General features: G+C 60.1%; 13 protein-coding genes. 4 read left to right on the top strand and 9 right to left on the bottom strand.

Annotated features, from left to right (window positions below):
* Positions 1 to 143: 143 nt before the first annotated feature.
* The 7 genes from ACP26L_RS04435 to ACP26L_RS04405 all read right to left on the bottom strand — a co-directional run bounded on the left by ACP26L_RS04435 (position 144) and on the right by ACP26L_RS04405 (position 10,618).
* Positions 144 to 1,121, bottom strand: coding sequence for a bile acid:sodium symporter family protein (locus ACP26L_RS04435; protein WP_426451364.1), 978 nt, complete (start codon positions 1,119 to 1,121; stop codon positions 144 to 146).
* A gap of 534 nt (positions 1,122 to 1,655) precedes the next feature.
* Positions 1,656 to 3,188, bottom strand: a complete 1,533-nt coding sequence (locus tag ACP26L_RS04430; RefSeq protein WP_426451363.1) for an extracellular solute-binding protein — start codon at positions 3,186 to 3,188, stop codon at positions 1,656 to 1,658.
* A 77-nt stretch (positions 3,189 to 3,265) separates the two neighbouring features.
* Positions 3,266 to 4,138, bottom strand: coding sequence for a carbohydrate ABC transporter permease (locus tag ACP26L_RS04425; RefSeq protein ID WP_426451362.1), 873 nt, complete (start codon positions 4,136 to 4,138; stop codon positions 3,266 to 3,268).
* 32 nt (positions 4,139 to 4,170) lie between these two features.
* Positions 4,171 to 5,145, bottom strand: a complete 975-nt coding sequence (locus tag ACP26L_RS04420) for an ABC transporter permease (protein WP_426451361.1) — start codon at positions 5,143 to 5,145, stop codon at positions 4,171 to 4,173.
* A gap of 1,411 nt (positions 5,146 to 6,556) precedes the next feature.
* Complete coding sequence (locus tag ACP26L_RS04415; protein WP_426451360.1) at positions 6,557 to 7,957, bottom strand: pectate lyase family protein; 1,401 nt, start codon at positions 7,955 to 7,957, stop codon at positions 6,557 to 6,559.
* A 438-nt stretch (positions 7,958 to 8,395) separates the two neighbouring features.
* Positions 8,396 to 9,328 carry a response regulator gene (locus tag ACP26L_RS04410; RefSeq protein WP_426451359.1) on the bottom strand — a complete coding sequence of 311 codons (933 nt, stop codon included), beginning with the start codon at positions 9,326 to 9,328 and terminating at the stop codon, positions 8,396 to 8,398.
* 6 nt (positions 9,329 to 9,334) lie between these two features.
* Entirely contained in the window at positions 9,335 to 10,618 is a 1,284-nt protein-coding gene (locus ACP26L_RS04405; protein WP_426451358.1) for an ATP-binding protein, read from the bottom strand.
* A gap of 296 nt (positions 10,619 to 10,914) precedes the next feature.
* Between ACP26L_RS04405 and ACP26L_RS04400 the strand changes: the two genes are divergently transcribed.
* On the top strand, positions 10,915 to 12,180 hold the full coding sequence (locus tag ACP26L_RS04400) for a cation:dicarboxylate symporter family transporter (RefSeq protein WP_426451357.1): 1,266 nt from the start codon (positions 10,915 to 10,917) through the stop codon (positions 12,178 to 12,180).
* A gap of 32 nt (positions 12,181 to 12,212) precedes the next feature.
* Entirely contained in the window at positions 12,213 to 13,649 is a 1,437-nt protein-coding gene (gene aspA / locus ACP26L_RS04395) for an aspartate ammonia-lyase (protein WP_426451356.1), read from the top strand.
* A gap of 140 nt (positions 13,650 to 13,789) precedes the next feature.
* Here the strand turns inward: aspA and ACP26L_RS04390 are convergent, their stop codons facing one another.
* The gene (locus tag ACP26L_RS04390; RefSeq protein WP_426451355.1) at positions 13,790 to 15,760 is read right to left on the bottom strand and encodes a sensor histidine kinase; all 1,971 of its coding nucleotides are present in this window, start codon (positions 15,758 to 15,760) and stop codon (positions 13,790 to 13,792) included.
* Between the two features lie 260 nt (positions 15,761 to 16,020).
* On the opposite strand from ACP26L_RS04390, the gene ACP26L_RS04385 reads away from it, so the two are divergent.
* Positions 16,021 to 17,169: a glycoside hydrolase family 88/105 protein gene (locus tag ACP26L_RS04385; protein WP_426451354.1), complete on the top strand. Its 1,149-nt coding sequence runs from the start codon at positions 16,021 to 16,023 to the stop codon at positions 17,167 to 17,169.
* A gap of 243 nt (positions 17,170 to 17,412) precedes the next feature.
* On the opposite strand, the gene ACP26L_RS04380 is transcribed toward ACP26L_RS04385, so the two are convergent.
* Positions 17,413 to 18,975, bottom strand: a complete 1,563-nt coding sequence (locus tag ACP26L_RS04380; RefSeq protein WP_426451353.1) for a copper amine oxidase N-terminal domain-containing protein — start codon at positions 18,973 to 18,975, stop codon at positions 17,413 to 17,415.
* Positions 18,976 to 19,087: 112 nt separating this feature from the next.
* On the opposite strand from ACP26L_RS04380, the gene ACP26L_RS04375 reads away from it, so the two are divergent.
* Positions 19,088 to 19,384: a hypothetical protein gene (locus ACP26L_RS04375; RefSeq protein WP_426451352.1), complete on the top strand. Its 297-nt coding sequence runs from the start codon at positions 19,088 to 19,090 to the stop codon at positions 19,382 to 19,384.
* The last annotated feature ends 16 nt before the right edge of the window (positions 19,385 to 19,400 follow it).

The raw sequence follows: 19,400 nt of genomic DNA, 5'->3' as shown, positions 1-19,400 counted from the left end.
CATCCTGAACGCCCGCTTTACGTTTCCTTAAAACCATACTCCATCCGAAAAACAAGCCAATAACAAAAGCAGGCCCCTGTCCATGGGAGCCTGCGCTGTATCTTACTTATTAGATTGGAGGCGAGCGGCCGCTCGAGCCGCTATTAAGCCGAATGCTTCGTCGCCGCGGCACCCGGCGCGTTCGAAGCCGCCTTACGCCCGAAGAAGACGAAAGCGAACAGGGAAGCCATCATCTGCTGGAACACCATACCGATAATGGCCGGCAGCGCCACCGGCGGCGGAAAGTAGGAGATGGCGAGCACGGCGCCGGCACTGATATTGCGCATTCCGCAGTTGAACGTCATCGTGACGGCCACACTGCGGTCCCAGCCGAATAGGGCGGCTGTCCCGCGGCCGATTCCATACCCGAGCGCGACCACCAGGACACAGACCGCAGCCAGGAACAGCAGCTGAGGCGTGAAGCCGGTGAGGTAGCCCGCAATGACCGAGGAATTGATCATGATGACGACTGCCAGCCCGATCTTGGAAAAAGGCGCAAGCTTGGGGCCGAGCTTCGTTTTGACCGCACCGCGGGTCCATTGGTTCAAAGCCATCCCGAGCAGAGAAGGCACAACCACCATCCAGGCCAGCCCTTCCATCATGCCCCACACGTCCATCTCCACCTTCGTGCCGACCATGAGCGACAAGGTGAGGGGCACCAGAAATGGGGAGAGCATCGTGTCGACGAGAATCATGGATAAAGTGAGGGCAATATGTCCCTTGTACATCGACACCCACATGAAGCTGACGATCCCGGTGGGGATCGAGAGCAGGAGGATGAGTCCCGTGACCGTCAGCGGATCATCCGGGAAAGCCAGGTGCCCCACGCCCCAGGCCATGAGCGGCATCACGCCGTGAAGCACGACCAGGAACACCACGATGGGCAACGGATGTGACAGCACCCGCTTCAGGTCCCCGAAGTTCAGACTGAGGCTCCCGGAGAACGTCATAAAAGCAAAAATCCACGGCACCCACGCCGTAAAAGGGGAGAACCACGCCGCACAGAGCATCCCGATCAATACGCTGCTCGGGGTGATCAGCGGCATCCAGGTTTCCATCGTCTTGTTGATTCGCTGCAGCATAGTTCCCTCTCCCATCCGATGGCCTTCCATCCTGCATCCGAAGCAGGAAGACAGGCTCCGGGCACGTGGGGCACCCTGAGCCTGTCCAGGCCTTTTTGTATGTGTTTGTTGGTACCCGATTAAAACGTTTCAATCATTGAGCAGCTCGGCCCCAGCATCTTATTCCCTGTGCCCCAGCCGGGAAACGGCGATTGTCTCCGTCGGGGTCGCCTAGGCAGATAAAAAGCGCTCCGGGCAGTAAGATCTCCGGTGGAGGTTCCCCGGAGTGCGGCTTGGGATAGGCAATGGTCCCGCCGGCTGTCGGGGCCGTCTCCGCCGCGTCGCTCGGCAGAAACCGCTGCCCGCATGTCCCCCGGGAGACGCTCCCGGGACCTCGTCTTGGTTGGAACGCCTGCGGCTGTGGGGGCCGTCTCCTCCGCGTCGCTCGGCGGGACCCGCTGCCCGCAAGCCCCCGGGAGACGCTCCCGGGACCACGCCTTGGTTTGACCACCGGCGCCGGCGTACCGGCGCCCCGCTGATCCTCTCGGCCTCAGCTTACTTCTTCAGCTTCGCATAAGCCGCCTCGTACTCCTTCGCGACCTGGTCGCCGCCCGCCTTGCGCCACTTCTCGATCTCCGCCTGCAGGCCGGCATCGTCGATCTTGCCCATGATGTACTTCGTCTGCGCGTCGTACATCATCTGCTCGAGCTCCTTGCCCCGCTCCGAATACGTGGCCGACGTCAGGTTGAGAGCCGGGTTGAGCACCGCCGTCTTCAGGTTCTCCGGCGGGATCTTCGTGCCCTTCTCGCCGAGCGGCGTATCCTTCAGCGGAGCGACGTTGTAGCCTTCCACGTTGAAGAGCGAGTCACGGTACGGCTTCACCTCACGCTGGAAGGCGCTGAAGTCCTTGAACTCGGTTTTGCCGCCGTCCGCCTTGACGTAGTGCTTACCTTCGATGCCGCGCATCTGGAGCGTAGACATCGGTTCGTCGAGCAGCTTGTCGGCGAAGGCAAGCAGCTTCTTCAGCTCCGCTTCGTCCTTCACCTTCGACTTCGGGAATACGAAGAAGCCGTTGTTCCCGCTCTCCCCCGCGGCGCGTACGCCGCTTGGACCGGTCGGCGGCATGACGTCGTAGATGCCGTCCGGCACCGTCTTCGAGAGCCGGTCCTGCATGCTCTTCGCGTTCTGGGCCACCGCGATCCGGATGCCCACCCGGCCCGAGTCGTACATTTTCTCGGCGTCCGCATCCTCGAATGCCGCGAAGTCCTGGTTGATGAGCTTCTCGGCGAACAGCTTCCGGAACAGCTTCAGGATCTCATTGAACTCCGGTGTCACGAACTCCGGAGTGAACTTGCCCGAAGCATCGACCGCCCACTTGTTCGGCGCGCCGATCGCCACCGCCATCCGGGTTGTCATCGCGGAGACGCCTTCATTATATTTTTTGCCGAGCACCATGCCGTACGTATCGTTCTTGCCGTTGCCGTCCGGATCATTCAGGGTCATGGCTTTAAGGACATTATACCACTCATCCACCGTTACGGGGGGCTTCATGCCAAGCTTTTTCAGCCAATCTTCCCGGTAAATCACAGCCGACCGCGCGATATCGCGGAACTGGGGGATGCCGTAGATTTTGCCGTCGACGGAGATGTTATCGTAATACTGCTTGTTCAGCGCGGAGAGGTTCTTGTAGTCCTTAAGCAGCGGTCCCACTTCCCAGAACAGGTCGGACTGGATAGAGGAGATCGTCGTCGGGATGTACTTCACCCGCAGCATCATCGGCATCTCGTCCGCCGCGACCATCACATTGACCTTCTCGTCGTAAGCCGCGCTCGGGATCCACTGGATATCAAGCTGGGTGTTCGTGTAGCTCTCGATCGCCTTCTCAACCTCGTTGTCCGCGGCCGGCACATCCCCGACCTGGGCAGTCGCGAGCGTAATGCGGAACGGCGCGCTGCTCCCCGTGTCCCCTGCCGCCGCTTCAGGTGTGGCCTCGCCGGAGTCTCCCCCGCAGCCTGCAATGACTCCCGTGGTCATCACCGCCGCGCACACCCCGGCGATCCAGCGTTTGCTCTTCTTTTTTCTTTTCATCGTAACCCCTCCTTGAGATGATAAGAATCCGGCCGAAGCCCCCGAAATACGCTCCAGCCCACTCTACCGCAGGAGCCTCACCCTTTCACCGAACCGAGCAGCACTCCCTTGGCAAAATGCTTCTGCAAAAACGGATACACGAGCAATATCGGTACCGTAGCGAACACGATCACCGCCATGCGGATCGTCAGCGGCTGGATCAGCGACTCTTCGAAGGAGGTCTCCCCGATCCGGCTCTGCGCCAGGATGACGATCTCCCTCAGCAGCACCTGCACCGGCCATTTGTTATGGTCATTGATGTAGAGAATCGCATTGAAGAACGTGTTCCAGTGCGCCACCGCATAGAACAGGCCGAAGGTGGCCAGCGCCGGAAGCGAGAGCGGCAGTACGATGCGGAACAGAATATCGAGATCGCTGCAGCCGTCGATCTTCGCCGAATCCTCGAGACCGTCCGGAATCTGCTGGAAAAAGTTGCGCAGGACGATGAGATTGAATGCCGAGATCGCCGACGGAATCATGAGCGACCACAGCGTGTTCGTCAGGCCGAGCTCCTTCACGACGAAGTAGGATGGAATCATGCCGCCGGAGAACAGCATCGTGAACAGCACGCCGAGCAGGATCACCTGCCGCCCGCGGAAGTGGGGCTTGGCCAGCGGGTAGGCGAGCAGAGAAGTGAACAGCAGGTTGATGAACGTGCCGACGACGGTCACGTAGATCGATACGCCGAGGCTTTTGACCAGCGTATCCGTGGAGAAAATATACTCGTAGGCCGCCAGCGAGAACTTCGTCGGGAACAGGATCATTCCCCCTTTGGCCACTTCATGGGGATCGGTGAACGACACCGCAAGCACGTAGACGAAAGGCAGCACCGTACAAAGAGCCACCAGGATGAGCACCGCCGCATTGACCGTATCGAACAACCGGTTGCCGAGTGTCCGGTCTTGAATCATGACTTTTCTCCCTCCTTAGGGTCCCGGAATCATCAATACACGCCCTCTTCGCCGAAGCGCTTCGCCAACCAGTTCGCGCCCAGGACGAGGATCAGGCCCACGGCCGACTTGAACAGCCCGACCGCCGCACTGTAGCTGTACTGCGCCTGTGTCAGGCCCTTCATATACACATAGGTGTCGAACACCTCGCCGACATCGCGGTTCGTCGGAGTCAGCATGAGGAAAATATGCTCGAACCCGCTGTCTAGGAAGGAGCCGAGCCGCAGGATGAGCAGGATTACGATCGTGCTGCGGATCGCCGGCAGCGTAATGTGCCAGAGCTGGCGCCAGCGGTTCGCCCCGTCCATGCGTGCGGCCTCGTAGAGCTGCATATCCACGCCGGCGAGCGCTGCGAGGAAGATGATCGTGCCCCAGCCGACCTCTTTCCAGATCGACTGCGAGACGATCATCGTCCGGAACCAGCCCGGCTCGAGCAGGAAGGCGATCTTCTCGCCTGTCAATGCGAAGATCAGCTCGTTGATCACGCCGCCCTCCGTGGTGAGCAGCATGTAGAAGATCCCCACCACGACGACCCAGGAGACAAAATGCGGGATATACACCATCGTCTGGACCCAGCGCTTGAACCGCTCCTGCCTTACTTCATTGAGCATCAAAGCGAGCACGATCGGCAGCGGGAAAAAGAAAATCAGGTTGTACACGGCGAGCAGCACCGTGTTGTTGAACAGTGACCAGAACGCCGGCTCCCCGAAGAACCGGCGGAAGTGCTTCAAGCCGGCCCACGGCGAATCCAGGAAACCGAGATGCGGCTTGTAGTCCTGGAAAGCCATCACGAGGCCGTACATCGGCACATACTTGAAAACGATAAAATAAAGCACCCCCGGAAGGGCCATGAGATACAGCCACCTGTCCCGCAGGAGCTCTCTGGCCAGAGCGCCTAGGCCCGCTCTTCCCGCCGCTGCCGGGATCTTGTTCCCGGCCGCTTTTCCGTCTGCGTAATCCGTTTCCATATTGCCGCTACCTCCTGCCCTGGGAATACCCCCATTATGGACCCGGCCCCCAGGAACATCTATGCGCCGAATTTAACCTGTTTCCTAAAGCGGTTTGTATGTAAGGGTTTTCATTAGAGGCAGTGTGCCGGGGTTAACCCGCATGTGCCGCAGCCAACCTGATGACCGCCCGTGACCGGGTCCGGCATGAACGGCCTTGTCCGCTTTTGAGTGAGGGGGGCTAGCGGTGGGGATGCGGGGGCGGGCTAGCGGAACAGCGGCTTGCGAGGCGCAGGACATGCAACACTGCGGATATGCGGCGCGGCTGGCTTGCGAGGCCGTTGGTGGCGATGCGGGGCGGGCCGATGCTCGACGGTGGCGATGCGGGGCGGTTGGCATAGGGCCGGTCCCAGTCGAGTTCTTTGCCAATTGAGCACCGGCTGCATAAAGCCTCCGTCCAGCTGAAGTGTGGTCGAGGAACCGAACAGGTTCGTTAGCGGCACATTCAACAAATCCACCAACATCCCAACTGCAAGATCCGATCAGCCCATGAGGAGGGATTTTGAATTAACGGAACTCAGATGCCTTATCGGAATATTTCCCATCATTTCCCGCAATATAAAGGAACTCAGATGCCTTATTTGATCCCCGCGGCATGGAAAAAGCGCCTCATTCGGCGAAATAGCGAATCTCAGTTCCTCTATTCTCAAAATCCCCCCCGCAAGGCAGAACATAACGCATCGTAGTTCCGTTATTTTCCCATTTCCCCCTTCAATCGTTCCGTTCCAGCTCTTCCCCGCGATCCCCAAGGACGGTACCATGGCATGCCCCTTCTTTGACGAAGCGTTGGTGCAACCATCGCTTACCTCTGAGAGCTCGTCCACTCATCGTTGGGCCCAAGAGGGATCGCCGTATCCGAGGTCCGAAGCTGTCCGCCGCGGACGCCAAAAAAGGACAAGCCCCTCCATGTCACTGTGAGGGACCTGTCCTTTCCAGCTTGCCGGTCAACCGGTCATGATGCTCTACGCCAATACAGCGCTGACCGTGGCAGGCGACGAGCCACTTCGGCATTCCCGGCCATCACACGGGACCACCGCCTCCCAAGGCAGCCTGCCCCTGCTCACGCGGTTGCTCAGTGCCAGGCTGGCACCAACCGCCCTGCTCCCGCTTGGGCGAGCACCTTCGCCTTCAGCCATCAGGCCGCTGCCCGGCCCATCAGCAGCCGCTAGAGCAGCCCCGCCACCGCCAAGGCAGCAAGCCTCCCTGCTCCCGCTGGTGCTCAGTGCCCCGGCTGGCGCCATCCGACCCGCGCCAGCTTGTGCGAGCACCTTCGCCGCCATTCCTCGTGCCGCCGCCCTATGCAGCGCCATCGGCAGCCGCTAGGGCAGCCCCCCACCGCCAAAGCAGCAAGCCTCCTTGCTCCCGCGGTTGATCAGTGCCCGGCTGGCGCCATCCGGCCCGCGCCTGCCTGCGCGAGCACCTTCGCCTTCACGGCCTGCGCCGGATCAAGCTTATACGCGTAGGTGTCCTGCGGCGCCCAGTTCGGCACGCCCTTCAGCTCCGGCGTCCCGCTGTTCAGATACAGGCTGCCGGTGTCGCTCACGCTGCCCGGCAGTGCCGCCTTGTCGTAATAAGCGAACGGCGCGCTCACCGAGTCGAAGACGTTCGATTCGGAGACGACCTGTGCGGATACACCAACCCCGACGGCATACAGCGTGGAATGGCTGTAATAGTTATTGTACACATGCACCTGGCCGAAGCGAACACGCGGCACACGCTGGCCTGTACCCTCGAAGTAGTTGTGATGCATCGTCACCCGCAGGTTGTTCGCATCATAGGTCGCCGAGTCGCTCGAGCCGATCAGGGATGTTTTGTCATGCTCTTCGAAGTGGTTGTACGATACGGTAATGTAGTTCGACGATTTCTTCACCTTGGAGTCGGTCGTAATGTCCACAGCCCCGTCATGGTGCTGGTACTTCCGCCCGTAGTACAGCGGGAAGGAATGATCCGGCCGGTCACCGTCGTTGAACGTGTTATGGTCAACCCACACATGGGTGCCTCCGATAATGGAGATCGAGTCGTATTGGGAGTTCCAGTTGCCGCTGCTCCCGTCGGAAGGATCCCACTGCGGGAAAAAGTCATACGCATCCTGGAATTCAATATTGCGGATAATGACATTGTCGCTCTTGATCACCAGGTTGCCTCCGCGAATCTTCGCATCCCGGCCGAGGCCGATGAGGGTGGTGTTGGAGCCGACATTGATCTTGATATTCGCGGACTGCTTCTTCTGTGCGGCCGCTCTTGCTTCCTCCAGCGGGCCTGCCGGCGCATTCTTGCCGTAAACCGCAGGATCGTAGGCGGCCACGTAGGCTGCTTCCTCATACTTGACAATGGTTTTGCCCGTAGGCGCTGCGGCCTCCGCCTGCAAGGCCTCATCGTAGGCCAGCTGAGCATATTCCTCGAGACCCAGAGGACGGTTGTCCGCATCGACGTTCATATCGATCGTTCCCTGCACGAAGATCAGCTTCGGCACTCCGTTGCCACCGTTCGCCGCATTGTCTCCGCCCAGCGCCTCAACCAGCTCGCTGCGGTTATGGACCACATGGACGTTCTCCCTGGCGGCTTCATTGCCGCCGGTCACTCCAAGCTTGCCGGTGCCATAGGCGGCCCAGGTCACATTAGCCGGAAGCGCTTGCATAAAAGGTGACGAGACCTTGCTTCCCGCTCCCGCACCTTCTTCTTTGGAAGAAGCGGCGGATACCGCCGCGGCTCCTCCGGGCAGAATCGATCCGACCAGCATACAAGCGAGCAGAGCTTTCCATTCTTTCAACATGTGTACACGAACCTCCCCTGGTTGATGAATCCTGATGCGATGTCTGTACGGCAGCTACAGGCAGTGAAATCATCGTACAAGCGTGAGGTGCGTTACAGCAATAATCATCCCATGAGATGTCGGCCTGAGGCCGGGCAGGAATGCGGGTCTTCGCTTGTCCGAAGGCGCAGCCTTGCAGGTGCTCGGAGCTGGAGTTTGAGCTGAGCACATCCCAGATCATGGAAACCCGGCCCAGAGCTTGGTGCGAACGCAGGGTTGGACAGGCCGCGCTCCACAGCACCGGGTGTGTACGGGACATAAGTGCGGGACACCCCGCTTCCCCTCCCCTCATCTACAGTCGATGACCACACTGTAGAATCCATCCGCGGCCACCTCCTCCTAAGACTCCCGGCTTTCCCCGGGCGGGCTTCCGACAGCCGATCGGTCTCCCCACTTTTTCTACATCCGGGATATCAGCCGCTTCGACTCCAGGTACAGGCCCTGAACGAACTTCTTCGTATTCGTGCGCACGCTGCTGCCGGCAGAAGAGGACTCCCCCTCTTCCATCTCCTTCATCTTCTTGCGGATCTCGCTGAGATCGAAGAGACTCGCCGCATACTGCTCGAACTTCGGATGCGAGTAATCGATGAGCCCCAGCGAGGCGAGATGGGACTGCGCTTCCGCCACGGCCCGCCGCACCCGCTGCTCCGCCGCCTTGATCTCCTTGCGCAGATTGGCCGGGGACACCGAGGCGCCCAGCCTTGCCGAGGCTACTTCCTCGAACACCTCGCCGAGGGAGGGGAACCCGTGGTCCGAGCCCCTGGCCTTCTCCCAGCGCTCCAGATACTGCACCATGTCCAGCAGATCCCGGCTGCCGCTCTCACCGAGCATGCCCAGCTCGGACAGCACGTCGTTCGCAGCCGACAACAGGCTCCGGTCGCCGAAGCCCTGGCTGCGCTTCTCCTGCTGCGGGTCCATGCCGATGACGCTGAGCGAGCGGCGGATATCGCGGATCGACTGGTGAAGCAGCAGGTGCTGCTCTACCTTGCGGATCACCCCGATCACCTCCAGCCGGTTGACCGGCTTCGTGATGTAATATTCGATGCCAGCGGCGTACGCCTCGCCGATCAGGTCCTTCGACTCGACCTGCGAGATCATAACGAAGAGGCCGTCGAAGCTCCCTGACAAGCTCTTTACCGTTTCGATCCCGTCGCGCTGCGGCATCAGCAGGTCGATCAGCACCACGTCCACCTTTTTGAGAGCGAGCAGCCCGCTGTCCACCAGAGCCCCGTCCTCCGCTTCCCCGGCCACCTCCCCAAGGTCCTCATCCTCGATGATCTGCGCCAGCATGAAGCGGACCGCGGGATCGTCATCCACAATAAAAAATCGCATCTTCCGTTATTCTCCCTTTCCTACCTGCCCTAGCGGCAGTGTCATGCAAACTTCACTTCCCCGGCCACCGATACCCGGAAGCAGGGTCACCGTTCCGTTCAACGCTTCCACGGTCTGCTTCACGTAGCCGAGCCCGATGCCCGTCGAAGGCCGCCCGGCCTTATCGTACTTCGTCGTGAAGCCCGGCTGGAACACCATCTCCCGCAGCTTCGGCGGGATGCCTGGGCCGTCGTCGGCTACGCGGAGCACGAGACTCTCGCCACTGCGCTGCGCCGTAATCCGTACGGCGCCCCTCTCCGCGATCGCTTCCACGCTGTTCACGACAACGTTGTTCAGCAGCGACAGCAGCGTATACGCGTGACAAAGCGGAAAAGCCCCTTCCACCCACAGCTGCATATCGATCTCCTTGCCGAGCATCCGCGCGACCCGGCCGTTCGAGCGCAGCACGACGTCCGCCAGCTCCTCCACCGCCATGTAATCCGGCAGTCCGTCATCCGTGATGAGACGCGCCAGCCCGGCGTGAATGCGCTGGTTGTCCTTCTTGATCTCATGCACGCCCCCCGCCAGTGCCAGCGCTTTCTGGGCCAGCCCTTCCGTCTCTTCGCCAAGCTGCAGCCCCTTCAGCGACCGGTACAGCGCATAGCTCATCTGCGTCATCTGCTCCGCATCCTGCAGCGTCTTCTGCAGATGAAGCGACTCTTCATAGAGCTCGGAGACCAGCATCAGCATCTCCTCGTTACGCCGGCGCTGCAGGTCTGCGGCGGCCTGCGACTCCCGGAGCTTCAGCAGGTTGACGAAGCCGATCACGAAGAAGCTGCGGAAGAGCGCGATAATCGCGATGACGTTCAGGGTCGAGAGCGTGATCGTCCTGGGTGTTCCGGCATACCGGAACAGCAGCTCCGTAACCGCTGCCGTCAGCTCCAGCGGCACGCCGAGCACCCCGAGCAGCAGCGGCCGGTCCAGGCGGCTGACCTGCATGACGAAGAATGCGGTGCCATAAGCCAGGTAGTAGAACAGCGCAGGATAATGCAGCTGCAGCAGGCGCCCCCAATCGGCCTCCCCCCCGCTAAGCGCCCCAAGCCCCATACGGAAGAGCATCACGCACACGCCGGCAAGCAGCCCCGAGAACACCGCGGGAACCCCCCGGATCCAGAGCAGGAAGAAAAAGAAGGCCGGCGTGCCCAGCGAAATCCGGAAGTCATCGCCGAACGGATAGAAATGCAGCTCACCTGCCAGCGGCACCATAACCGCCATCAGGAGCAGGAGCAGCCCCTTTTCGTTTATGGCCACCACGGCCTCCACCTCCCGGTCCTTCCTGAATCGTATGATTCGACCAGTATAACCCGACGGACGGCGCTTTCCAAGCCCTCAGCGTACAGGCGGCTCCATCCCCGGGAGAAGATCGACACTCAAGCTATATCCTCTGCAAAAAGCCATGATAAATTTCATGACACGAAAAACCTGTAGGATTGTGTAGGAGCGCGTAGCCCCCCTTTTACAATAAGTTTAAAGAACAATCCTCGCATCTAGGGGAGGGAAAAGAAAAGAAAGCGCTTCAACAATAAACGCGATAAGGTGGGATCCTCTTGAAAAAATTCGGTCTAGCGTTTCAAATTGTGGTGGGCCTGATTCTTGGTATCATCGTCGGCGCCATCTTCTACGGCAATCCGGTCATTGGGACTTATCTGCAGCCGCTCGGCGATATCTTCCTTCGTCTGATCAAAATGATCGTCGTGCCGATCGTCATCTCCTCCCTCATCGTCGGGGTAGCCGGTGTGGGCGACATCAAGAAGCTCGGCAGGCTCGGGGGCAAAACGATTCTGTACTTCGAGATCGTCACGACCATCGCCATCATCTTCGGCCTCCTCGTGGCCAATATCGTGAAGCCGGGTGCCGGCCTCAATATGGAGCAGCTGACGAAGAGTGATATCTCGAAATACGTGGATACGACCGAAAAGGCGACGAACCACAGCTTCGCCGATACCTTCGTGAACATCGTACCGAAGAACATCTTCGAATCCATCGTAGCCGGCGACATGCTCGCGATCATTTTCTTCTCCGTCATCTTCGGTCTTGGCGTAGCTGCGATCGGCGAGAGGGGCAAGCCCGTGCTCGCGTTCTTCCACGGCGTGGCGGATGCGATGTTCTGGGTGACGAACCTGATCATGCGCTTTGCACCGATCGGCGTCTTCGGACTCATCGGGATCACCGTCTCGAAGTTCGGTGTGGCTTCCCTGCTCCCGCTCGGCAAGCTGGTCATCTCCGTATACGCCGCCATGTTCCTGTTCGTCTTCGTCATTCTCGGCGGGATCGCCAAGCTCTGTGGAACGAGCATCATGATGTTCATCCGGATTCTGAAAGACGAGCTCATTCTCGCGTACTCTACGGCAAGCTCCGAGAGCGTGCTGCCGAAGGTCATCGAGAAGATGGAGAAGTTCGGCGTGCCGAAGGCCATTACCTCCTTCGTCGTACCGACCGGTTACTCGTTCAATCTCGACGGCTCGACGCTGTACCAGGCGCTGGCCGCCTTGTTCATCGCCCAGATGTACGGCATCGATCTCTCGATCTCCCAGCAGGTTACCCTGATGCTCGTTCTTATGGTAACATCGAAGGGAATCGCCGGCGTGCCGGGCGTATCGTTCGTCGTCCTTCTGGCAACACTGGGCTCCGTAGGGATTCCGCTGGAAGGCCTTGCCTTCATCGCGGGCATTGACCGGCTACTCGATATGGCCCGGACGGTCGTTAACGTGCTCGGCAACTCGCTGGCCACCGTCGTGATGGCGAAGTGGGAAGGGCATTACGACCAGAAGAAGGGCAATCAATACTTGGATTCCATCAAACAGGCGGCATAACCGTGAAGGTCCGCCGGTAAGGGGAGAATGGGATGACATCAGGTCAGGTGCGGGTAGAAAAAGATTTTCTAGGTTCCCGGGAGGTCCCCGTCGAAGCCTATTACGGTATACAGACGCTGCGGGCCGTGGAGAATTTCCCGATCACGGGCTACCGGATTCATCAGGAATTGATCCGGGCCATGGCGTACGTGAAGAAGGCGGCGGCGCTTGCCAACATGGAGACCGGGCAGCTGAACAAGCGGATCGGCGAAGCGATCGCGCAGGCCGCGCAGGAGATCATTGAGGGCAAATGGCATGACCAGTTCATCGTCGATCCGATCCAGGGCGGAGCCGGCACTTCCATCAACATGAATGCGAACGAGGTTATCGCCAACCGGGCCATCGAGCTGCTTGGCGGGACCAAGGGGGACTATTTTACCGTCAGCCCCAACACGCATGTCAATATGGCCCAATCCACCAATGATGCTTTCCCGACCGCCATTCATCTGTCGACGCTGACCCTGATCGGGAAGCTTACCGTCACGATGGAGGAACTGCTCACCACGTTCCAGCGCAAGGCGCTCGAGTTCGATCCCATCATCAAAATGGGCCGCACCCACCTGCAGGACGGCGTGCCGATCCGGCTCGGGCAGGAGTTCGAGGCCTACAGCCGGGTGCTCGCCCGGGACATCAAGCGCATCAAGGCGACGCGTGAGCACCTCTACGAGGTGAACATGGGCGCCACCGCGGTCGGTACCGGGCTTAACGCCGACCCGCGCTACATCAAGCGGGTCGTCGAGCATCTCGCCGAGCTGGTCGGCCTGCCGATCACAGGCGCCGAGCACCTCGTGGATGCGACGCAGAATACGGATGCCTACACCGAGGTGTCTGCGGCGCTCAAGGTGTGCATGATCAACATGTCGAAGATCGCCAACGACATCCGCCTTCTGGCCTCGGGTCCGCGCGCCGGCTTCGGCGAGCTGCTGCTCCCGCCCCGCCAGCCCGGCTCCTCCATCATGCCCGGCAAGGTGAACCCGGTCATGGCCGAAGTCGTGAACCAGGTCGCATTCCAGGTATGCGGCAATGACCATACGATCTGCCTGGCCGCCGAGGCCGGACAGCTCGAGCTCAACGTCATGGAGCCTGTGCTCGTCTTCAACCTGCTGCAGTCCCTAGGCATGATGAACCAGGTGTTCGATGTGTTCCGCAAGTATCTGCTGGAAGACCTGCAGGCTGATGCGGACCGCTGCCGGGAGTATGTGGAGAAGAGCGTCGGCGTCATCACCGCGCTCAACCCGCATCTCGGCTACGAGGTCGTCGCCCGGATCGCCCGCGAGGCCATCGTTACCGGCCGGCCGGTCCGCGAGCTGTGCCTGCTGTACAATGTCCTCACGGAAGAGGAGCTGAACACGATCCTCGATCCTTACGAGATGACGAACCCAGGCATCGCCGGAGCGCAGCTGCTCCACCGCGGAGACCCGGAGAAGTAAGAAGGTCAGAAAGCCTGATGGTACCTGTATACAAAAACGTCCCGCCTCCCAAGGCTTCCGCCTGGGTTTGCGGGACGTTTTTATGTGCTGCCGGGAACACGCTGCTCGAATAAGCTGCCCGGACAGCAGCGGTGGCGTGCTTATGCCACCGGGAAGCGGATGGAGAGCAGATAGTCGCTGCCGCCGGGGGACGACACCTCGAGTGTGCCTCCTACCTGCTGCACCCGCTCCAGCATCGTCGTCAGGCCGAACCCGTACTTCTCCCCGGCATGGGGACGCCCGTCGTTCCAGAGGGCGAAGAGCACCTGCCCCTCTTCATACAGCAGCTCGTAGCGGAAGCGGCGGGCCTGGCCGTGGCGGATGCCGTTCGTGAGGCCTTCCTGCAGCGTGTGGAACAGCACCTTCTTCTGCTGCATCGACAGCGGCGGCAGCTGCCCCATGCTGCCCTGCACCTCCACGCCGGCCGCCGACTCGGTCCGGGCCAGCAGGCCGGGGATGATCCGCTCCAGGTCATAGTCGCTGCTGGCCGACTGCATCATATGCACGGACTCGCGGATATCCTGCAGGCTTTTGCGCACGAGCTCCCCTACGAGCTCCAGCCTCTCCATTCCCCGCTCATCCTGGCGCTGGATCAGCCGCCGGGCCGCCTCGATCTGCATCAGGGTGCTCGTCAGCGTGTGGCCCACTACGTCGTGGATATCGCCTGCGATGCGGTTGCGCTCCTCCATGACCGACAGCGCCGCGATCGCCTCAGAGCGCTCCTGCACGGTGAGCTGGAGCAGCCGGTAAGCCTCCTGCAGCTCGGCCGTCCGATCCTTCACCATGACTTCGAGCGATTCCGTGAAGGCCTGGTGCTCCCGGCGGATCCGGGCCATCCGTGTCATCAGCGCCATACTGAAGGAAGCTACAAGGAGCAGCACGCCGAGGCCGGCCGCGTTCTGCGTGAAATACTCGTAAGCCGATGAGGTTCTCAGCGACCTTAGCAAGGGAAGGGCCGTAATGATCGCCCCGCCCACATGCAGGACAGTGAAGAAGACGGCGGAGAACATACCGGTCAGAATCCAGGCGCTCTCCCCGTCCACATTCGCCCGGAAACTCCGGATAATGAAGAGCAGGGAGGTTACCGCCCCGAACGCCAGCTGAACCAGCAGTCCATTGTTGTAGAAGCTGCGGAAGGTCTGCACATCCATCAGGAAGATGAGCGGTACCGTTGCCGCGCTGAACGCGAACAAGACATAGGCCTGCAGGCGGAACAGCTTATTCCCCTTCTCTCTGGCAAAGTGGTGCAGGAACAAAAAGAAGGCGCCGGTGGCCGTAATCCCCGGCAGATCGGCCATATAGACGGGCAGGGCCGTATGCGGAAGCAGCTGGAACGTCTCCAGGCGCAGCAGATAGGCAAGCCCCGCGGCCCAGGACAGAAGCGCGAAGCTGAGATAGGACGGATCCCGGTGCGACCGGATCCAGAAGAAGAGCGAACCGCTGCCGAGCAGGGCAAAGAAAAGCACGTACAAAAACCCGACCACGTCATGCCGGATCATCTCGGCAAGCAGGGAGCTGCCTTCCCCCAGAGTAAAGGAGGTCCCGATCGTAGTGCCGGGGCTGAAACGGGTAATCCGCACCATCAGGGTCTGAGGCGGAGGGTCCGCCGGAAGCCGGTACATTTTCCAGCCGAAGCCGCCATGCGTGTATCGGTCCTCCCCGTTCGGATACCGTCCGCCGAGCAGTTCACCGTCCGCGTACACTTCATAATTGAACTGCCGCTGCACCTGCAGGTACGGATCGCGCCAGCCTCCTTCTTTGGCCGGGAGCGTGATCCGAATCCAGAAGTTTCCCGTATGGGACTGCCCTTCCGGGGACTGCTGCACCTCACGCAGAGAACGCCAGTCGGCTGAAGCGGGGTCGGGACGTCCGCCGGACTCCGGCAGATCCCCGAGCACAGCCTCCCACGGCGCTCCGGCATCCAGCACGGCCGTGCCTGCGGCTGAAGAACGCCGAAAATCTCCGCCCAGGAGCAGGGAAGCCGCCGCCAGCAGCAGCACCGCCAGCAGGACGAACACGGCGTAAGGCCACAGCCGGAACGCCGGACGCTGCAGCCCGTCGGTTGAATTCATCAGGTATCACTCCATCGTCGAATGCTTTTGTTTGTTATCGTTGTTTGAATAGAGGCCGGACCACGTTCATCCGGGCCGACTACAGTAGTATACCTTCCGCTCCCTGAGGCTGACAATGAGCACTTGCGGTACTTCGACTCCTGGCTTCACGCAAGAAGACAAGAGGAATCAATTTCCGGGCGCACACGTTAACAAAAGGGTTAGAATTAAGGCGGACCTTATGCTATGCTAGAGAAGAATAGAAGAAGGAGGCGTTGGAAGTGAGCAAGCCCTGGTCCCAAATCATGTCGGAATCCTTCATGGAACAGTACCCTCTGGTGTCCGACATGCCGTTTCAGAAAAGACGCTGCTGGAATTATGAAAACGGATGCATCCTGACCGCGTTCGAGCGCATGTGGCGCAAGACCGGGGATGACCGTTACTGGAATTATATCCGGGAGAATATGGACCTGTTCATCCGCGAGGATGGAACGATCGACACCTATTCCCTGGAAGAATACAATGTGGACATGATCAACCAAGGCAAGACCTTGTTCTTCATGTACGAGCGGACCGGCGAGGCCAAGTACCGCAAGGCGCTGGACCTGCTGGTCACCCAGCTCAAGGGCCATCCGCGCACGAGCGAGGGCGGACTGTGGCACAAGAAGATTTATCCGTTCCAAATGTGGCTCGACGGCGTGTATATGACCTCCCCGCTTCTCGCCCAATATGCAAGCCAGTTCGATGAGCACGAATGGTACGATGATATTGCCAACGAAATTCTGCTCATGGAGCGCGTATCCCGTGACCCGAAGACCGGCCTGCTCTATCACGGCTGGGATGAGAGCCGCGAACAGCGCTGGGCCGATCCGGTAACCGGCTGCTCGCCGGAATTCTGGGGCCGCGCAGTCGGCTGGTACGTCATGGCCATCGTGGATGTGCTTGATTACCTTCCGGTGGACCATCCGAAGCGCGGACAGATCATCGGGATCTTCTACCGCTTGGCGGAAGCCATTGTCGCCGTACAGGATGAGGAAAGCGGCCTCTGGTACCAGGTACTGAACAAGGGCGGCGAGAAAGGCAATTATCTGGAAGCCTCCGCGTCTGCCATGTTCACGTGTGCACTTGCCAAGGGCGCCAACAAGGGCTACCTCGGCGGCTGGGCGCTCGAATCGGCCCGCCGCGGCTACCAAGGCCTGCTGGACCGCTACGTCGAGCGAGACGAAGACGGCACGCTGCACCTGAACGGCATCTGCAGCGTGGCGGGCCTCGGCAACAAGCCTTACCGCGACGGCTCCTACGAGTACTATCTCAGCGAGCCGATCCGCCGCGATGATCCGAAGGGTTTCGCCCCGTTCGTCATGGCCTGCCTCGAGATCGAAGCTGCGGCAAAAGCTCCGATAGAAGCCGCGGTAGAAGCGAACAAGTAAGTTCCGTACGGCAGGCGATGTTCCGCACATCCGCTGCTGCCGCTGCACCCAAGCCTCCAATTCCTGCCGGGAATGGAGGCTTTTCTGCATTGTGAAGCGAAGAGGAAGGCTTCGCCTCTGTCTGGTGCAGCTTTAAGAGCCGCCTCCTTCCTGCCTGTCCTCCATCGAATACGCCAAGGAGCGAGAGGAATGATTTCCTCCCGCCCGCTTGACGCTAAGCTTTTGTTCCCCCTGCCGCACCGATCAAGGATATACGTTGATCCGCCGCATGATTTGAGCCACGTTATCGAAAAGATAAATGCTGCCCGCCTCATCCACCGTAAACAGATTCGCTTCATCGACTGTCAGTTTGCCGGGTTCGTTCGGGTACTGATCTTCATACTGCTCCGTCTGCGGATTGTAGAAACCTTTGTTGTAGGTGAGCTTATCGAGGGCGAGATAGACCGAAGCCTCCCCCTTTAGGTTGATCTGGTACACCTTCACCCCATCGGCCGCATAGAAGAATCCGCCCGAAGCCGTCATCGCCTTCATCTTCTCCAGCTCTACTTTGCCCTGGAGCTCGAAGCCCTTCGGCCCCGCTTTGTAGACGGCCTTGGTACTCTTATCCAGGACATATATTTCGCCGTCTTTCACCAGGGAAACCATCTCGCTGGACGTATCGGTAGGCGTGCTCCCAAGGAATGTGCTTGCCCCATCCGTCCCCACCGAATAGAAGGACTGATGATACAGGTCCGTATAGAACATGCTTCCATCCGACAAAACCGTAAAGAGGTTGCGTCCGGTGTGGTAATTGGTTCCTTTATCCGGAGAAACGGCGGTGAGCTTCACTTCGGGATACACCTCGTACATCAGAATGCGCGGGTACTCCGGGTCGATGCTCTCCCCCATCACATACAGCTTGCCCGTTCCCTCGCTGTAATGAAGCCGGGCAGGCACGAATTTCCCGTAATCGAACCGGCGGCTCGTCCCCTTGTCATCCTTGTAGGTGAAGCTGAACTTTTGGTCGAGAGAACGGACCAGACTCATCGCAAGGCCGGGCACGTTCGTATCATACTTCAAAATCTTGAACTCCCCGTATCCGATGATGCCCCCGCTGTTCTTGTCACTCTGAAGAACATATACGTGGTCTTTCTTGTCCGACACCACGCTGTGAACCTCGACCTTCACTCCGGTTGTCGCGAACATGTACACCTGCTTAACCTTCCCAGCGTTGGGATCCACCGTCAGATTATCCACCGTCGGGCTCTCCAGCTTCTGCCGCACAGGCTCCGCCGCCGGCGCCTCTCTTGGCGGCGGATACGTCGGCTTCTTCTCGGGCGGCAGCGCCGGAGGCGTCCCCTGCTCTGCAGCCGGCGTCAGGGTGATCGTCTTCGTCGCCGCATCATACGCGACGTCCTGATGCAGCTGCTCCGCCACGAACCGCAGGGGAACGAGCGTCGTGCCGCTGCGGATGAAGGCGGGCTGCTCGAGTACGGCCGTCTGGCCGTCCACCTCTGCCTCCGCGCGGTCAACCGTCAGCCGGATGGTGCGCTCTCCCTGCTTCAGGGTAATCGTGCGGGCGGTTCCATTCCACTCGACGGCTGCGCCCAGGGCTTCGCTGATGAACCGCAGCGGCACCATCGTCGTGCTGCCCATGAGCTCCGGCGGGGTCTCCAGCGCAACCGGCTGGCCGTTCCTCAGCGCAGCGGTATCATTCAGTCTCAGCTGAATGCCGGTGTCCGCTCCTGCGGCGCCGGCTGTCCCCCCAAGCAGTCCGATGACGGCTGCACCCAACAGGGCAAGGGCGGGTATACGTTTGTAATCCATCTTGTTCTCTCCCGGATGTGGTATAGTTTGGATATGCGATACCAAGAGTATATAGGGACTGTCCGCAATTGGGAAGGACAAAGATCACCCGGAACCGAAAGGAGCTTGAACCATGGCACAGGAGCACACGGTTTATTTCAATATTCACCGTCATAAGCAGGTCACGAGGCTTAGGGGGCTGATCTTCCTGGAGGAGGGGCAGACACCGACGGCTGCCGATTATGAACAGTGCCTGCGCCACGCGGGCCACACGGTAACGCTGGTCGACCCGCAGCGGATGATCTTCCGGGCCTTCAAGGCGGGAGAGGAATATACCATCGACGTGCTGGAGGATTATGAAGCGCCTACCCGGGACGCCCATGCCGAGAAGCTCGCCGGCACGTTTCGCAAGCCCGACCCTTTTCTTTAAGACACGCCGCTCTCCC

It is taken from the genome of Paenibacillus sp. S-38, assembly GCF_049942825.1.
GTDB lineage: Bacteria > Bacillota > Bacilli > Paenibacillales > NBRC-103111 > Paenibacillus_G.
Note: the sequence above shows the minus strand (reverse complement) of the source record. Positions and strands in the feature narration are given on the sequence as shown.